Below are 14,314 nucleotides of genomic sequence, written 5' to 3' on the forward strand. Positions count from 1 at the left end.
AGTATCCGCCGATCCCGCCCCGCCCCGGAGCCCCCGATGCAAGCCTTTGCCGACGCCGTCCTGTCCTTCCTGTCGGCCAACCCGAACTGGCTGATCCTGATCGCCTTCGCCATGGGATTTGCCGAGACGATGGTCGTCATCGCGATCTTCGTGCCCGCGACGGTGGTCCTTGTCGGGATGGGCGCGCTGGTGTCCACGGGCGAGATCCCGTTCTGGCCGCTGTTCGTCGGCGCGACCTTCGGGGCGATCGGCGGCTCGACCACGGCCTGGTGGCTGGGCTGGCGGTTTCACGAACCGGTGCTGGCCTCCAGACCGTTCCGCAATCGCCAGAAGGAACTGGACCGCGCCCGGCGTGCCCTGCGCAAATGGGGTCTCTGGGCCGTCTTCGTGGGACACTTCCTGGCGCCCTTGCGTGGCCCGGTGTTCCTTCTGGTCGGGGCGGCGGCAATGCCGATCCGACGCTTTCTGCCGGTCACCGCCGCCGGGTCCGTCATCTGGGCCTATGTGACGCCCAAGCTGGGCGAGCTGGGCGGGCGACTGGCGGCCTGGCTTTTCTGACGCGGGCAAAGCCTGCACCGTTCCCCTTCTTCACCTTCGGAGGACCTCATGGCTGACCTGACTTCCACGTTCGTAGGCATCAAATCGCCCAATCCCTTTTGGCTCGCCTCGGCGCCGCCGACCGACAAGGAATACAACGTCCGCCGTGCCTTCAAGGCCGGGTGGGGCGGCGTGGTCTGGAAGACGCTCGGGGCCGAAGGGCCGCCCGTCGTCAACGTGAACGGGCCCCGATATGGCGCGATCTATGGGGCGGACCGCCGCCTTCTGGGCCTCAACAACATCGAGCTGATCACCGACCGGCCGCTCCAGACCAATCTGGACGAGATCAAGTCCGTCAAGCGCGACTTCCCCGACCGCGCCATGGTGGTGTCGATCATGGTCCCCTGCGAGGAAGACGCCTGGCGCGCGATCCTGCCCCGGGTCGAGGAGACCGGTGCCGACGGGATCGAGCTGAACTTCGGCTGCCCACACGGCATGTCCGAGCGCGGTATGGGTGCCGCCGTGGGCCAGGTGCCCGAATACATCGAGATGGTCACCCGCTGGTGCAAGCAATACACCCGCATGCCCGTCATCGTGAAGCTGACCCCCAACATCACCGACGTGCGCAAGCCTGCGGCGGCGGCGAAACGTGGGGGCGCGGATGCCGTCAGCCTGATCAACACGATCAACTCGATCACATCGGTCAACCTCGACACGATGTCGCCCGAACCCTCCATTGACGGCAAGGGCAGCCACGGCGGCTATTGCGGCCCGGCGGTCAAGCCCATTGCCCTGTCGATGGTGAGCGAAATCGCCCGCGACCCGGAAACCCACGGGATGCCCATCAGCGGGATCGGCGGGGTCACCACCTGGCGCGATGCGGCCGAATTCATGTCGCTCGGCGCGGGCAACGTGCAGGTCTGCACCGCCGTGATGACCTATGGCTTCAAGATCGTGGACGAGATGACGGCGGGCCTGAGCCGCTGGATGGACGAGAAGGGCTATCGCAGCGTCGACGAGGTCGTGGGCCGCGCCGTGCCCAATGTGACCGACTGGCAGTATCTGAACCTCAACTATGTCGCCAAGGCACGGATCAGCCAGGATGACTGCATCAAATGCGGGCGCTGCTATGCCGCCTGCGAGGACACGTCGCATCAGGCGATCAGCATGTCCGCCGACCGCACCTTCGAGGTAATCGACGCGGAATGCGTCGCCTGCAACCTCTGCGTCGATGTCTGCCCGGTCGAGAACTGCATCACGATGGAGCGCCTGGCCCCCGGCACGGTCGACGCGCGCACCGGCAAGGTGGTCGAGGCGGAGCCCGCCGACTGGACGACGCACCCCAACAACCCGGGCGCAGTCGCGGCGGAGTGATCCGTCGGGACCTGGATGCCCCGGAAAGACGCAGGAGAGACCGCATGACACGTCTGACCCACGCCCTTGCCGTCGCGCTCGGTCTTCTTTTCGGCGCCGGCGCCGAAGCGCGGGCGGCGGGCTTTACCAGCCCGAGCGGGAACATCCTGTGCTATCTCGACGTGCTGTCCGATCTGCCGTTCGATGAAATGCCTCTCGTCTGTCTGGTGTTCGAGGCGGAGTGGGACCTGCCCCCGGACTATGGCGACGATGACCCGACCTGCGACTTCGACCGCACGCGCACCATCTTGCTACGCCCCGGTCAACCCGCCACGGCACGGTGGACCTGTCACGGCGACGTCTTCTGGCCCGCACCCCTGGGGGCAATCAGCTATGGCTCGGAATGGTCGTTGGCCGACTACACCTGCGCCATGGCGACCGACGGCGTCCGGTGCGGCAACAGCGCGGGGAACGGGTTCCAGGTTCGCCGTTCGTCCGTGACGTTGAACTAGACCGCGGACCCTCGGACGGGTCGCGGCATGGCAGGGCGCCCTAGAGGATGTTCTGCTGACCGACCTCGACCACCCGGTCAGCGGGCAGGTGGAAGTATTCGAACGCGCTGGAGGAAGCCGCCGTCAGCGTCCGATACAGCCGCTTTTGCAACAGGGGCCAGCCGTCCCGCCCACCCACGCGAAAACTGCGACGGCTCAGAAAGAACGAGGTCGCCATGATGTCGAAGGGCACCACGGCCCGGATCGCCCGCGGCACGTTCGGATCGTCCATGTAGCCGAAAGTCAGGCGGATCCGGGTGAAGTTTTCGTCCAGCGGCGTGACCACCGCCCGCTCCGCTTCGTCCACCGTCGGACGGTTCGCGATCCGCACCGACACGACGAGGTTCTGGGCGTGGAGCGTCTGGTTGTGCTTGAGGTTGTGGGCCAGCGCCGAGGGGGTGGCGACCGGGTCCTGGCTCAGGAAGACTGCGGTTCCGGGCGCACGGGCGAGGCGGTCTGATCCGGCGAGGGATCGCGCCAGCACCTCCAGAGGGACAGCCCTTTCGCGGGCACGGGTCTCTACCGCCGCCGTGCCGCGCACCCATGTCCACATCACGATCGCCAGCACGGCGGCCACCGTGATCGGCAGGTATCCTCCGTTTGCGAATTTGGTCAGGTTCGCGCTGAACAGCGCCCCCTCGATCAGCAGAAGCGGGATCACCACCAGCGCGATCAACCCGGGCGACCAGCCCCAGACCTTGCGGAACACGAAAGCGGCCAGAAAGGTCGTCACGATCATCTCGCCTGTGACAGCGATGCCATAGGCGGTGGCCAGATTGGCAGAAGACCGGAACGTCATCACCAGCATTACGACCGTCACCAGAAGGATGCCGTTGATCTGCGGCAGGTAGACCTGACCTTCCTGCGTCGTCGAGGTGTGCAGAACCGTCAGGCGCGGCAGCAGGCCCAGTTGCACGGCCTGCCGCGCCACCGAGAACGCGCCGGTGATGACCGCCTGACTGGCGATGACCGTAGCCAGCGTGGCCATGGCGACAAGCAGCGGCAGGAACGTCTCGGACGCCATCAGAAAGAACGGGTCACGCGCCGTTTCGGGATGCGCGATGACCAGCGCGCCCTGCCCCAGATAGGCGAGTGCCAGGCAGGGGAACACCAGTCCGAACCAGGCCATCCGGATCGGTTCGCGCCCGAAATGGCCCATGTCGGCATAGAGCGCCTCGGCCCCCGTGATCGCCAGGAAAACCGCCGCCAGCACCGGCAGCGCGGTGGTGCCGTGCAACACCAGATAACCGATGCCATGGATCGGGTTGAAGGCCGCCAGAATGCGCGGCGCGTCCATGATGTGCCACAGGCCCATGCCGCCCATGGTCAGGAACCAGACCAGCATGACCGGCCCGAAGAACCGCGATATGCGGCCCGTGCCCCGGCTTTGAACCCAGAACAGGGCGAAGAGGATCGCGATGGTCGCCGGGACGACATAGGGTTCGACGGCCGGCGCGATCAGCACCGCGCCCTCGACCGCCGAGAGGACCGAAATCGCGGGCGTTATCATCGCGTCCCCGAAGAACAGCGCGGTCCCCACGATCCCGAGGCCCAGAACCGCCATCTTGCGCCCGCCGAAGGCCCGTTGGCAGAGCGCCAGAAGCGACAGGGTGCCGCCCTCGCCCCGGTTGTCGGCGCGCAGGATCAGCAGCACGTATTTCAATGTCGCAATCAGGATCAGCATCCAGAGCAGCAAGGACACGATGCCCGTCACCGCCTCCGGGTCGGGCGCCGCGCCCTCGGCGGCAGCGGCCAGACCTTCGCGCAGCGCATAGAGCGGGGAGGTTCCGATATCCCCGTAGACCACACCGACAGAGCCGAGAGCGAGACCCGCCTTCGCGGCCGGAGCATGGGAATCAGGCGCAGACATGGCAGACGGCCCAGTGGATGACGGCGCAGCAGGTATACCTATTCGCCGCATCCGCAAGCGGTATCGTGCGAACCTGTCGCGACGGGCGTCAGATGGCCACCAAGGGGGTCAGGAGTCGGGTGAAATGCGTAACAAGGTGGCGCTCCGCCTCGGCCCAGGGGTCGCGGACGTCGCCAAGGACGGCGCGGACCTGCACCTCGAAGTCGGCGTAATGCTGCGTCAGCGCCCAGATGGAGAAGATGAGGTGATGGGGATCCGACGGCGCGAGGCGGCCCGTCGCCATCCATCCCGCGATGACCCCGGCCCGGGCATCCACCAGACGGCGCAGGTCGCCCGACAGGTCCGCCCCCATCAAGGGCGCGCCGCGCAGGATCTCGCCCGCGAACAAGCGGCTTTCACGGGGGAAATCCCGCGCGAGATGGAGTTTGCGGCGCACATAGGCGAGAAGTTCCGCCATAGGCTCCCCCTCGGGATCGAGGGCGCGCAGCGGGTCGAGCCAGGCTTTCAGCAGGCGCGCCAGAAGGTCGGTATAAATCGCTTCCTTGGTGGCGAAATAATAGAGGAGGTTGGGCTTCGACAGCCCCGCCGCCTGCGCGATCTCGTCCACGGTGGCACCACGAAATCCCTTGGCCGAGAACACCTCCAGCCCCGCCTCGCGGATGCGCCGACGGCGGTCGCGCTGGATCCGGGTGGGGGCCTCGTCTTTCGCCATGCTCAGTCCTCGGGCGGCGGCGCGACAGGCTGCCGGTTCTATGGGCACATCGCACCCGCCCCCTGCGGCGCGGTCGCAACGGTTGACTGCCGTTGCCCCCGTGTTAGCCTGTCTTTGACCAAGCGGTCAAATCTGCAAGACCACACCCGGGGGGACCATGGCAGCCGCAGGACAGAACTTGTCGATTGATCCCGACCGGCTGTGGGACAGCCTGATGGAGATGGCGAAAATCGGACCCGGTGTGGCGGGTGGCAACAACCGCCAGACCCTGACCGACGCCGACAGCGAGGGCCGCCACCTGTTCCAGAAATGGTGCGAGGCGGCGGGCATGACCATGGGTGTCGATGCCATCGGCAACATGTTCGCCACCCGCCCCGGCACCGACCCCGACGCCCTGCCCGTCTATGTGGGCAGCCACCTCGACACCCAGCCGACGGGCGGCAAATACGACGGCGTTCTGGGCGTCTTGGGCGGGCTGGAACTGATCCGCACGCTCAACGACCTGAACATCAAGACGAAGCACCCGATCTGCGTGACCAACTGGACGAATGAGGAGGGGACGCGCTTTGCCCCCGCCATGCTCGCCTCGGGCGTCTTTGCCGGGGTTCACACCCAGGACTGGGCCGAGGACAAGCGCGACGCCGAGGGCAAGCGGTTCGGTGACGAGCTGGACCGCATCGGCTGGCGCGGCACGGAGGAGGTGGGCGCGCGCAAGATGCACGCCATGTTCGAGCTGCACATCGAACAGGGCCCTATTCTGGAAGCCGAAGGCAAGGATATCGGCGTGGTAACCCACGGTCAGGGCCTGTCCTGGACGCAGGTGACGATCCACGGCAAGGACAGTCACACAGGCTCTACCCCGATGCCGATGCGCAAGAACGCGGGGCTGGCCATGGCGCGCATCCTGGAGAAGGTCGAGGAGATCGCCCTGTCGCACGCGCCCCACGCCGTGGGCGCGGCGGGCCACATCGACGTCTATCCCAATTCCCGCAACGTGATCCCGGGCAAGGTGGTGTTCACGGTCGACTTCCGGTCGCCCACCCTGTCGGTGATCGAGGACATGGAAACACGTCTGCGCAGCGAGGGGCAGGCCATCGCCGATGCCATGGACATGCAGATCGAATTCGAAAAGGTCGGCGGCTTCGATCCCGTCACCTTCGACGAGGGCTGCGTCACGGCGGTGCGATCGGCGGCGGAGCGTCTGGGATATTCCCACATGGACATCATCTCGGGTGCCGGTCACGACGCCTGCTGGATCAACCGCGTGGCGCCAACGGCCATGATCATGTGCCCCTGCGTCGACGGCCTGTCGCACAACGAGGCCGAGGAAATCACCAAGGACTGGGCCAAGGCGGGGGCCGATGTCCTGCTTCATGCGGTTATCGAAACCGCCGGGGTCGTGGCGTGACCGACCCGGTCAGCGCCGCTTCCGACTTGCGCCCGCCCCCCGTCCTGCGGAATGCTGCCGCGAGCGCAGGGGCGGGGCATCATCCGGTCGCCCCGCCCCCTGCGGCAACACAACACGCGAGGTGACCCGATGTTCAGACTGATCCTTCCCCTGTCCATGGTTCTAGCGGGGTGCAATGCCTCGGTCGGACCCGTGGGCGTGTCCATCGGCGGGCCCGAAGCCTCTCCGGCGGTCGCCAACCCGGCCGACTACAAGGAGCTGGACCACAACGTCCCGCGCGGGGTCGAAGCCGCCTTGCCCCCCGGTGTCTCCAAGCTGGACGTGCGCGAAAACGACCTCTGCTACGCCTATGTGCAGGACGGCCTGATCCTTCCGGTCAAACGCCCGGACGGCAGCCAGTATTGCCTGAAATGACGCGCGCCCTCCTCCTCGCCCTGCCGCTCGCCCTTGCCGCCTGCCTGCCCACGGCGGACGGCCCGGTCAGTGACCCGCAGACCTATGTCGTCACCGACGCGCCCATCCCCTTCGCGGTCACGCGCCTTCTGCCGCGCGGGATCACCGCCCAGGATGTCCGCGTCGCCGACAACTGCTATGGCTATCAATATCAGGGGCAGATCTATCCGGTGCTGATCCCCCGGGGGACGCAATATTGCCTGTGACGGCCCGCAACGAACCCTTCGGCCGGGTGCGCCATGCCCCCGGTCCGTGGGGATAGCGAGGGCCGCGTGATCCGAACAGGCGGCACATTCACGGCGGCGGTTCTCTGGGCCAGCTGCGTTCCGGCACAGGAGGCGGGCTTTGGCCCGGCCCCCGCCGACCTGCCCCAGGCCGTCGACATGATGCGGCCCACCAGCATCCCCCGCAAGGACATGCTCGTCCGCGACGGCTGCTTCTATTACCGCGACCGTCACGGCGACATCCGCCCCTTCGATTTCGCAAGCAGCGAGAGGGGCGTGCCTTTCTGCGAAGGCGACCCCGAATCCGTCATCGAAGCCATCCCCCTGCCAAGGAGCCAATGAATGTCCAAGGTCATCAAGAACGGCACCATCGTCACCGCCGACCTCCAGTGGAAGGCCGATGTCCTGATCGAGGGGGAGCATATCGCCCAGATCGGCGAAAACCTTTCGGGCGACGAGGTCATCGACGCCACCGACGCCTATGTCATCCCCGGCGGCATCGACCCGCATACCCATCTGGAAATGCCCTTCATGGGCACCACCGCCCACGAGACCTTCGAGTCCGGCACCTTCGCGGCGGCGGCGGGCGGGACCACGATGCTGGTGGATTTCGTCCTTCCGGGCGAGGATGGGTCGCTACTCAATGCGATCGATGACTGGGACCGCAAGAGCCGGGACCAGATCTGCACCGACATTTCCTATCACATGGCGATCACCGGCTGGAACGAGAAGATATTTGCCGAGATGGAGGAGGTCGTGCACAAGCGCGGCATCAACACCTTCAAGCATTTCATGGCCTACAAGGGCGCGCTGATGGTCGAGGACGACGAGATGTTCGCCTCCTTCCGCCGCTGCGCCGAACTGGGCGCGCTGCCGCTGGTCCATGCCGAGAACGGCGACATCGTGCAGGAGTTGCAGCAGAAATACCTGGCCGAGGGCGTCACCGGCCCCGAGGGTCACGCCTATTCCCGCCCGCCCGAGGTGGAGGGCGAGGCCGCCAACCGCGCCATCATGATCGCCGATGCCGCAGGCTGCCCGCTCTACATCGTCCACGTCTCGTGTGAACAGGCGCACGAAGCCATCCGCCGCGCCCGCCAGAAGGGGATGCGTGTCTATGGCGAGCCGCTGATCCAGCACCTGACACTCGACGAGACCGAGTATTTCAACAAGGATTGGCAATACGCCGCCCGCCGCGTCATGTCCCCGCCCTTCCGCAACAAGATGCATCAGGACAGCCTCTGGGCCGGCCTCGCCGCCGGGTCGCTGCACGTCGTCGCCACCGACCACGCAGCCTTTTCCGACGAACAGAAGCGCATGGGTGTCGGCGACTTCACCCGCATCCCCAACGGCACCGGCGGGCTGGAGGAACGTATGGCGATGCTCTGGACCAAGGGCGTCGAGACGGGCCGCCTGACGCCCGAGGAGTTCGTCGCCGTCACCTCGACCAACATCGCCAAGATCCTGAACATGTACCCCCTCAAGGGCGGCATCATGCGGGGCGGCCACGCCGATCTGGTGGTCTGGGACCCAGGCATCCACCGCACCGTCTCGGTCGCCACCCAGAAGTCGATCATCGATTACAATGTTTTCGAGGGCATGGAGCTGAAAGCCGCCCCCCGCTACACCCTGTCGCGCGGCGAGGTCATCTGGGCCCATGGCCAGAACTCCCAACCGCGACCGGGCCGGGGCCGCTTCGTCAGCCGCCCACCCTTCGCCAGCGCCTCGCAGGCCCTGTCGAAGTGGAAAGCGCTCAACACCCCGCGCAAGATCGAGCGCGACCCGATGAACATTCCAGCGGGGGTTTGATGAACAGTGATCTTAGAAATGCCGCAGGACTTGCAGTCGTAGAAAACTTTATAATTTCCGAGATATATGGGACAGAAGAATGGAAAGCTGCCGTTAGTAAAGTGGAAAAGAATGCAGGTTACGTGCCGGGAACTCTTTCAGATGGATACTTCACGCAGGTTCGTGTCCTATCTGTGCTTTATTTCATTTTAGTTTTCCCAAAAGATCGGTGGTTAAATGATGCTATTTCTTCGATCAAATTCCTTAAGGTATGGAAAATTTGGTCTGAAAAATATGATATCAATGATGATCCAAAGCGATTTTTGAGGCATATGCGTAATTCAATAGCCCACGGCGATGTCGAGTTCAAATTTCGTAAATTCGTATTTCGTGATCGCAATAATCCAGAACTAGCTCTAGATGCAGATTGTCTAGCAGATTTAATTGACACTGTTGGCCGGTTCTTTGCAGTATATCCTTTTTCATCGGAACGGTGAATGCGGGTGTTCTCAATCCGATCATATGACAATGGACTTTTTGCCTCCACTGGTGCGAATTTACGTTAGTTTCAAGAAAATGAAGTCGATAAAATGACCACCATCTCCGCCCAATCCCTCGACCTCACCTTCCCGTCCCCAGACGGCCCCGTCCACGCGCTCTCCGACATCTCGCTGGACATAAACGAAGGCGAATTCGTCTCCTTCATCGGCCCCTCGGGCTGCGGCAAGACCACCTTCCTGCGCTGCGTCGCAGCACTCGAAACCCCCACCGGCGGCACCCTCACCGTCAACGGCATGGCCCCCGATGACGCTCGGAAAGCGCGCGCTTACGGTTACGTGTTCCAAGCCGCCGGCCTCTACCCCTGGCGCACCATCGGGCGGAACGTCACCCTGCCGCTGGAAATCATGGGCTACTCCAAGGCCGACCGGACCAAGCGGATGGAAGACGTTCTCGAACTGGTCGAACTGGGCAACTTCACCAACAAATACCCCTGGCAACTCTCGGGCGGGATGCAGCAACGCGCCTCCATCGCCCGCGCGCTGGCCTTCGACGCCCCGATCCTGCTGATGGACGAACCCTTCGGCGCACTGGACGAGATCGTCCGCGACCGCCTGAACGAGGAACTGCTCTCCCTCTGGAAGCGCACCAACAAGACCACGCTTTTCGTCACCCACTCCATCCCCGAAGCGGTCTACCTGTCGACCAAGATCGTCGTCATGTCCCCCCGCCCGGGCCGCATCACCGACATCATCGACTCGCCCCTGCCAAAGGACCGCCCCCTCGACATCCGCGACACGCCGGAATTCCTGGCCGTCGCCCACCGCGTCCGCGAAGGCCTGCGGACCGGGATGGAAGCCGCATGATCGCCGCGCGGGGCATGGAGACGAGGGGCACAAGGCCCCTCGCATCACTGGTCACGGTCATCGGCTCTCCAGCCTGTACCGCGCCCCAATCCCTGCACGACCGAAGTGAAGAAATCGTTAAGCGAGGCCCCCGGTCCTTCGGTTGCGACATGAGTATTTCAGGACCAATGATGATGAACGCGCCGTTAAGAATAATGCGCGCGACCACCTCCATCACGGGTCCGAAAATACTCGAATTCCATCCTCTCGGCCGCGCCGTCCATCGGGTCATGGCATGAACCGCGACACCGCCCAGACCATCGCCGACATCCTCGTGATCGTCATCGCGATCTGGTTCCTCACGTCCGCCGCCTTCGCCGACATGGCCGGACGCCCTGCGTTCAGCGCCATCGCCCTCTTCGTCATCGCGAGCTCCCTGTGGCGGATCTGGCGACGCTACCGGGGCAAACCATGATCCTGCGTCGCGCCACCTCCGACGATGCCCCCGCCTGTGCCGCCATCGTGGCCGATTGGCTTCGCGCGACCGACTGGATGCCCGATGCGCCGACACGCGACCAGTTGGAGGCCATCATGCGCGACGGCTTCCCCCGGCGCGAGGTCTGGGTCGCCGCGACCGAAGACGACGCCATTCTGGGCTATCTGTCTTTCGCCTTCGACGAAAACCATATCTATGGCCTCTATGTCGCCACCCCGGGCCAAGGTGTCGGGCGCGCCCTGCTGGACCGGGTCAAGGCGGACCGCGACCGCATCACCCTGCGCAGTCACGCGCCCAACACCGCCGCCCATCGGTTCTATGAACGGGAAGGTTTCCGCGTTGTGGAACGGGGCCTGACAGGGGCCGACGGCGTCCCCGAAATCCTGATGGAGTGGCGGCGATGACCGATGCGACCTTCGCCGCAACACCTCCGGGCGCGACGTCGCGCCGCCTGCGTGAATTCGCCCGCAACTTCGGCCCGGTCGTGACCGTGATCGCGGCGCTGATCGGGCTGTGGTACCTCGCCTGCATCCCGATGAACGCGCAGAACAGCCTGCTGCTGGCCGAACGCGAGGGCATCGCCGTCAGCCCCGCCACGGCGGCCGAGCGGCGCGATGTCGGCGGCATCGCCCTTGCCTTCGCCACCCCCGATCAGGCCCTGGCCCGCGCCTTCGATCAGGACCGCCCGCGCCTGCCGACCCCGCATCAGGTGGTGACCGAACTCTGGGACACGATCGTCGGACAGAAGATCACCTCCAAGCGCAGCCTTGTCTGGCATGCGGGAATCACCCTTGCGCCCACGCTTCTGGGGTTCCTGATCGGGTCGATCGCAGGCATCGCGCTGGCCGTGGGCATCGTCCACAGCCGCGTGATGGACCTGAGCGTCATGCCATGGGCCATCGCCTCCCAAACCATTCCGATCCTCGCCATCGCGCCGATGATCATCGTAGTGCTGAATTCAATCGGCATCCAAGGCGTGCTGCCCAAGGCCATCATCTCGGCCTATCTGTCGTTCTTTCCGGTGACCGTGGGCATGGTGAAGGGCCTGCGCGCCGCCTCGCCCTCCGATCTCGACCTGATGCGGACATGGAATGCCAGCGGCCTGCGGACGCTGCTGTCCCTGCGCCTGCCGATGTCGCTGCCCTATCTTTTCGCCTCGCTCAAGATCGCCGTGGCCGCGGCCCTCGTGGGCGCCATCGTGGGCGAGCTTCCGACCGGCGCCGTCTCGGGTCTCGGCGCGCGCCTGCTCGCGGGCAGCTACTACGGCCAGACGGTGCAGATCTGGTCCGCGCTTTTCGGGGCGGCCATCGTGGCGGCCCTGCTGGTGGCGGTCATCGCCGCAGTCGAACGGTTCACCCTCAGACGGATGGGTTTGGCATGAGTTCATCCGCAGATCGGACCCGTCGCATCAACGATTGGATCCTGGGGCTGGAGGCTCTGCGTTGGCTCCTCGGCGCGGTGGCGGTCATCTCGCTTGGGGCCCTCCTGTTCTGGCAGGTTTCGCTTCTTCTGGCGATCTGGCTGGGGCTCTGGGCCGCAAACATCGGGCTCGCCAGAACGCCGATGGCCAGAATTGCCTCTCCGATCCTCTTCGGCCTCACCCTGCTGATCCTGTGGGAAATGGCCTGCCGCCTGTTCGCCATCCCGACCGTCATCCTGCCCGCTCCGACCCAGATCGCCGCGGCCTTTGCCACCAACCTCCCCACCCTCTGGGCCGACTTCGTGCAGACCGTCCTCAAGGGCGCGCTCGGCGGGTGGATCATCGGTTGCACCGCCGCCATCGCGACCGCCCTCCTGGTGGCGCGGTCCGATTTCCTGCGCCGCGGCCTCCTCCCGGTGGGCAGCTTCATGGCCGCCCTTCCCATCGTCGGCACCGCGCCCATCCTGGTGATGTGGTTCGGCTTCGGGTGGGAGAGCAAGGCGGCGGTCGTCGTCGTCATGGTCTTCTTCCCCGTCCTCGTGAACACCGTCGCGGGCCTGTCGGACACAACCGCGATGCAGCGCGACCTGATGCGCACCTACGGCGCCAGCGCGGGCCAGGAACTCCGCTTCCTGCGGCTCCAGGCCGCCCTGCCCTTCATCTTCAACGGCCTCAAGATCGCCACAACCCTCGCCCTCATCGGGGCCATCGTCGCCGAATTCTTCGGCAGCCCGACCCTCGGCATGGGCTTTCGCATCTCGACCGAGGTGGGCCGCTTGAACCTTCCGATGGTCTGGGCCTCTATCGTGGTCGCGGCGCTGGCCGGATCGCTGTCCTACGGGGCCATCGCCCTGCTCGAGAAACGCCTGACCTTCTGGCATCCTTCACAACGCGGACGGGCCTGAACCCGTCCCGGAACCCGGGCCAAAGCGCCCCCAACACGGAGAGAACCATGAAACACCTGATCGCCGCCGCCACCCTGGCGCTCGCCACGCCCGCCTTCGCGGACGGCCATGCCAATACCGTCACCCTGCAACTGCAATGGGTCACCCAGGCCCAGTTCGCGGGCTACTACGTCGCCCTCGACAAGGGCTTCTACGAGGCCGAGGGCCTCGACGTCACCATCCTGCCCGGCGGCCCCGACATCGCTCCGCCCCAGGTCCTCGCGGGGGGCGGCGCCGACGCCATGCTCAACTGGATGCCCTCCGCCCTCGCCGCGCGCGAAAAGGGCCTGCCCGTGGTCAACATCGCGCAGCCCTTCAAGACGTCGGGCCTCATGCTCACCTGCTGGAAGGACACCGGCATCACCGGCCCGCAGGACTTCCGCGGCAAGACCATCGGCGTCTGGTTCTTCGGCAACGAATACCCCTTCCTGTCTTGGATGAGCCAGGAGGGCATCCCGACCGAGGGCGGCGAAGACGGCGTGACCGTCCTGAAACAGGGCTTCAACGTCGATCCCCTGCTGCAACGCCAGGCCGACTGCATCTCCACCATGACCTACAACGAATACGGTCAGGTGCTGGACGCCGGCGTCTCGCCCGATGAACTCGTCACCTTCAAGTACGAGGACATGGGCGTCGCCACCCTGGAAGACGGCATCTGGGTTCTGGAAGAGAACCTGGAGGACGAGGTCTTCGTCGACAAGATGACCCGCTTCGTGCGCGCCTCGATGCAGGGCTGGAAATACGCCGAGGAAAACCCGGCCGAGGCCGCCGCCATCATCATCGAGAACGACGAGACCGGCGCCCAGTCCGAGGCCGCGCAACTGCGCATGATGGAAGAGATCGCCAAACTCACCGCCGGCTCCAACGGCGCATTGGACGAGGCCGACTACCAGCGCACCGTCGACACCCTGCTGGCCGGTGGGTCGGACCCCGTGATCTCGGCAGCGCCCGAAGGCGCGTGGACCAGCGTGATCACGGATGCCGCGCTGAACTGAGCGCCGCGCTTTGCAACGACGAAGGGCACCCCCCAGGGTGCCCTTTTTCGTTTCTCACCGCCCTCCGTCATCCTCGCGCTCGACCCGCTCCCCCGCGCCTCACACCAATCCCCGTAGGGCGGGGTTCACCCCGCCACACCCCTACGCTTCGCGCGCCACAAGCCGGACGGGACCGATTGTGGCGTTGCGCCAGACCCCGAATTCCAGGACACTAGGCTTTAGC

At 65.4% G+C, this 14,314-nt stretch carries 17 protein-coding genes; 15 read left to right on the plus strand and 2 right to left on the minus strand.

The genetic code is table 11. From position 1 onward, the window contains the following. The first annotated feature begins 36 nt into the window (after positions 1-36). Genes BM002_RS05755 through BM002_RS05765 form a run of 3 tightly spaced genes read left to right on the plus strand, consistent with a single transcriptional unit; the run spans position 37 to position 2,402 of the window. Positions 37-558 carry a DedA family protein gene (locus BM002_RS05755; RefSeq protein WP_092778131.1) on the plus strand — a complete coding sequence of 174 codons (522 nt, stop codon included), beginning with the start codon at positions 37-39 and terminating at the stop codon, positions 556-558. A gap of 48 nt (positions 559-606) precedes the next feature. After that, positions 607-1,911, plus strand: coding sequence for an NAD-dependent dihydropyrimidine dehydrogenase subunit PreA (preA, locus tag BM002_RS05760; protein ID WP_092778133.1), 1,305 nt, complete (start codon positions 607-609; stop codon positions 1,909-1,911). Positions 1,912-1,955: 44 nt separating this feature from the next. Beyond that, complete coding sequence (locus BM002_RS05765) at positions 1,956-2,402, plus strand: DUF6636 domain-containing protein (RefSeq protein ID WP_092778135.1); 447 nt, start codon at positions 1,956-1,958, stop codon at positions 2,400-2,402. Positions 2,403-2,442: 40 nt separating this feature from the next. Here BM002_RS05765 and BM002_RS05770 read toward each other — a convergent pair whose 3' ends face one another. Both BM002_RS05770 and BM002_RS05775 read right to left on the minus strand, forming a co-directional pair. Further along, the gene (locus BM002_RS05770; protein WP_217641146.1) at positions 2,443-4,311 is read right to left on the minus strand and encodes a potassium transporter Kup; all 1,869 of its coding nucleotides are present in this window, start codon (positions 4,309-4,311) and stop codon (positions 2,443-2,445) included. A gap of 88 nt (positions 4,312-4,399) precedes the next feature. Then, the gene (locus tag BM002_RS05775) at positions 4,400-5,023 is read right to left on the minus strand and encodes a TetR family transcriptional regulator C-terminal domain-containing protein (RefSeq protein ID WP_092778139.1); all 624 of its coding nucleotides are present in this window, start codon (positions 5,021-5,023) and stop codon (positions 4,400-4,402) included. A 157-nt stretch (positions 5,024-5,180) separates the two neighbouring features. Between BM002_RS05775 and BM002_RS05780 the strand changes: the two genes are divergently transcribed. From BM002_RS05780 to BM002_RS05830, 12 genes are all read left to right on the plus strand, one after another. Beyond that, a complete protein-coding gene (locus BM002_RS05780) occupies positions 5,181-6,431 on the plus strand; it encodes a Zn-dependent hydrolase (RefSeq protein ID WP_092778141.1) in 1,251 nt (416 codons plus the stop codon). A gap of 129 nt (positions 6,432-6,560) precedes the next feature. Then, positions 6,561-6,845: a hypothetical protein gene (locus tag BM002_RS05785; protein ID WP_139212286.1), complete on the plus strand. Its 285-nt coding sequence runs from the start codon at positions 6,561-6,563 to the stop codon at positions 6,843-6,845. Then, positions 6,842-7,090 (plus strand): hypothetical protein, encoded by a 249-nt coding sequence (locus BM002_RS05790; protein ID WP_092778145.1) that lies wholly within the window; start codon positions 6,842-6,844, stop codon positions 7,088-7,090. The genes BM002_RS05785 and BM002_RS05790 overlap by 4 nt, the downstream gene beginning before the upstream one ends. 66 nt (positions 7,091-7,156) lie before the next feature. Next, positions 7,157-7,450 (plus strand): hypothetical protein, encoded by a 294-nt coding sequence (locus BM002_RS05795; protein ID WP_092778147.1) that lies wholly within the window; start codon positions 7,157-7,159, stop codon positions 7,448-7,450. Next, positions 7,451-8,914: a dihydropyrimidinase gene (hydA, locus tag BM002_RS05800; RefSeq protein ID WP_092778151.1), complete on the plus strand. Its 1,464-nt coding sequence runs from the start codon at positions 7,451-7,453 to the stop codon at positions 8,912-8,914. Continuing rightward, positions 8,914-9,390 (plus strand): hypothetical protein, encoded by a 477-nt coding sequence (locus BM002_RS19005; RefSeq protein WP_139212287.1) that lies wholly within the window; start codon positions 8,914-8,916, stop codon positions 9,388-9,390. The genes hydA and BM002_RS19005 overlap by 1 nt, the downstream gene beginning before the upstream one ends. 93 nt (positions 9,391-9,483) lie before the next feature. After that, positions 9,484-10,257 (plus strand): ABC transporter ATP-binding protein, encoded by a 774-nt coding sequence (locus tag BM002_RS05805; protein WP_092778153.1) that lies wholly within the window; start codon positions 9,484-9,486, stop codon positions 10,255-10,257. A gap of 274 nt (positions 10,258-10,531) precedes the next feature. After that, positions 10,532-10,711, plus strand: a complete 180-nt coding sequence (locus BM002_RS05810; protein ID WP_092778155.1) for a hypothetical protein — start codon at positions 10,532-10,534, stop codon at positions 10,709-10,711. After that, a complete protein-coding gene (locus tag BM002_RS05815) occupies positions 10,708-11,136 on the plus strand; it encodes a GNAT family N-acetyltransferase (protein WP_092778157.1) in 429 nt (142 codons plus the stop codon). The genes BM002_RS05810 and BM002_RS05815 overlap by 4 nt, the downstream gene beginning before the upstream one ends. Continuing rightward, positions 11,133-12,113 (plus strand): ABC transporter permease, encoded by a 981-nt coding sequence (locus BM002_RS05820; RefSeq protein ID WP_092778822.1) that lies wholly within the window; start codon positions 11,133-11,135, stop codon positions 12,111-12,113. Before BM002_RS05815 ends, BM002_RS05820 begins: the two co-directional genes overlap by 4 nt. Continuing rightward, the gene (locus tag BM002_RS05825) at positions 12,110-13,057 is read left to right on the plus strand and encodes an ABC transporter permease (RefSeq protein ID WP_092778159.1); all 948 of its coding nucleotides are present in this window, start codon (positions 12,110-12,112) and stop codon (positions 13,055-13,057) included. The genes BM002_RS05820 and BM002_RS05825 overlap by 4 nt, the downstream gene beginning before the upstream one ends. A gap of 47 nt (positions 13,058-13,104) precedes the next feature. Then, positions 13,105-14,091: an ABC transporter substrate-binding protein gene (locus tag BM002_RS05830; RefSeq protein WP_092778161.1), complete on the plus strand. Its 987-nt coding sequence runs from the start codon at positions 13,105-13,107 to the stop codon at positions 14,089-14,091. Positions 14,092-14,314 lie beyond the last annotated feature (223 nt).

Source organism: Jannaschia pohangensis, from assembly GCF_900113875.1.
Lineage (GTDB): Bacteria > Pseudomonadota > Alphaproteobacteria > Rhodobacterales > Rhodobacteraceae > Jannaschia > Jannaschia pohangensis.

Bases quoted from the DNA above. Each gene is read 5' to 3' on its own strand.
- BM002_RS05755 (WP_092778131.1), top strand. From the start codon at position 37: ATGCAAGCCTTTGCCGACGCCGTCCTGTCCTTCCTGTCGGCCAACCCG.
- preA (WP_092778133.1), top strand. From the start codon at position 607: ATGGCTGACCTGACTTCCACGTTCGTAGGCATCAAATCGCCCAATCCC.
- BM002_RS05765 (WP_092778135.1), top strand. From the start codon at position 1,956: ATGACACGTCTGACCCACGCCCTTGCCGTCGCGCTCGGTCTTCTTTTC.
- BM002_RS05770 (WP_217641146.1), bottom strand. From the start codon at position 4,311: ATGTCTGCGCCTGATTCCCATGCTCCGGCCGCGAAGGCGGGTCTCGCT.
- BM002_RS05775 (WP_092778139.1), bottom strand. From the start codon at position 5,023: ATGGCGAAAGACGAGGCCCCCACCCGGATCCAGCGCGACCGCCGTCGG.
- BM002_RS05780 (WP_092778141.1), top strand. From the start codon at position 5,181: ATGGCAGCCGCAGGACAGAACTTGTCGATTGATCCCGACCGGCTGTGG.
- BM002_RS05785 (WP_139212286.1), top strand. From the start codon at position 6,561: ATGTTCAGACTGATCCTTCCCCTGTCCATGGTTCTAGCGGGGTGCAAT.
- BM002_RS05790 (WP_092778145.1), top strand. From the start codon at position 6,842: ATGACGCGCGCCCTCCTCCTCGCCCTGCCGCTCGCCCTTGCCGCCTGC.
- hydA (WP_092778151.1), top strand. From the start codon at position 7,451: ATGTCCAAGGTCATCAAGAACGGCACCATCGTCACCGCCGACCTCCAG.
- BM002_RS19005 (WP_139212287.1), top strand. From the start codon at position 8,914: ATGAACAGTGATCTTAGAAATGCCGCAGGACTTGCAGTCGTAGAAAAC.
- BM002_RS05805 (WP_092778153.1), top strand. From the start codon at position 9,484: ATGACCACCATCTCCGCCCAATCCCTCGACCTCACCTTCCCGTCCCCA.
- BM002_RS05810 (WP_092778155.1), top strand. From the start codon at position 10,532: ATGAACCGCGACACCGCCCAGACCATCGCCGACATCCTCGTGATCGTC.
- BM002_RS05815 (WP_092778157.1), top strand. From the start codon at position 10,708: ATGATCCTGCGTCGCGCCACCTCCGACGATGCCCCCGCCTGTGCCGCC.
- BM002_RS05820 (WP_092778822.1), top strand. From the start codon at position 11,133: ATGACCGATGCGACCTTCGCCGCAACACCTCCGGGCGCGACGTCGCGC.
- BM002_RS05825 (WP_092778159.1), top strand. From the start codon at position 12,110: ATGAGTTCATCCGCAGATCGGACCCGTCGCATCAACGATTGGATCCTG.
- BM002_RS05830 (WP_092778161.1), top strand. From the start codon at position 13,105: ATGAAACACCTGATCGCCGCCGCCACCCTGGCGCTCGCCACGCCCGCC.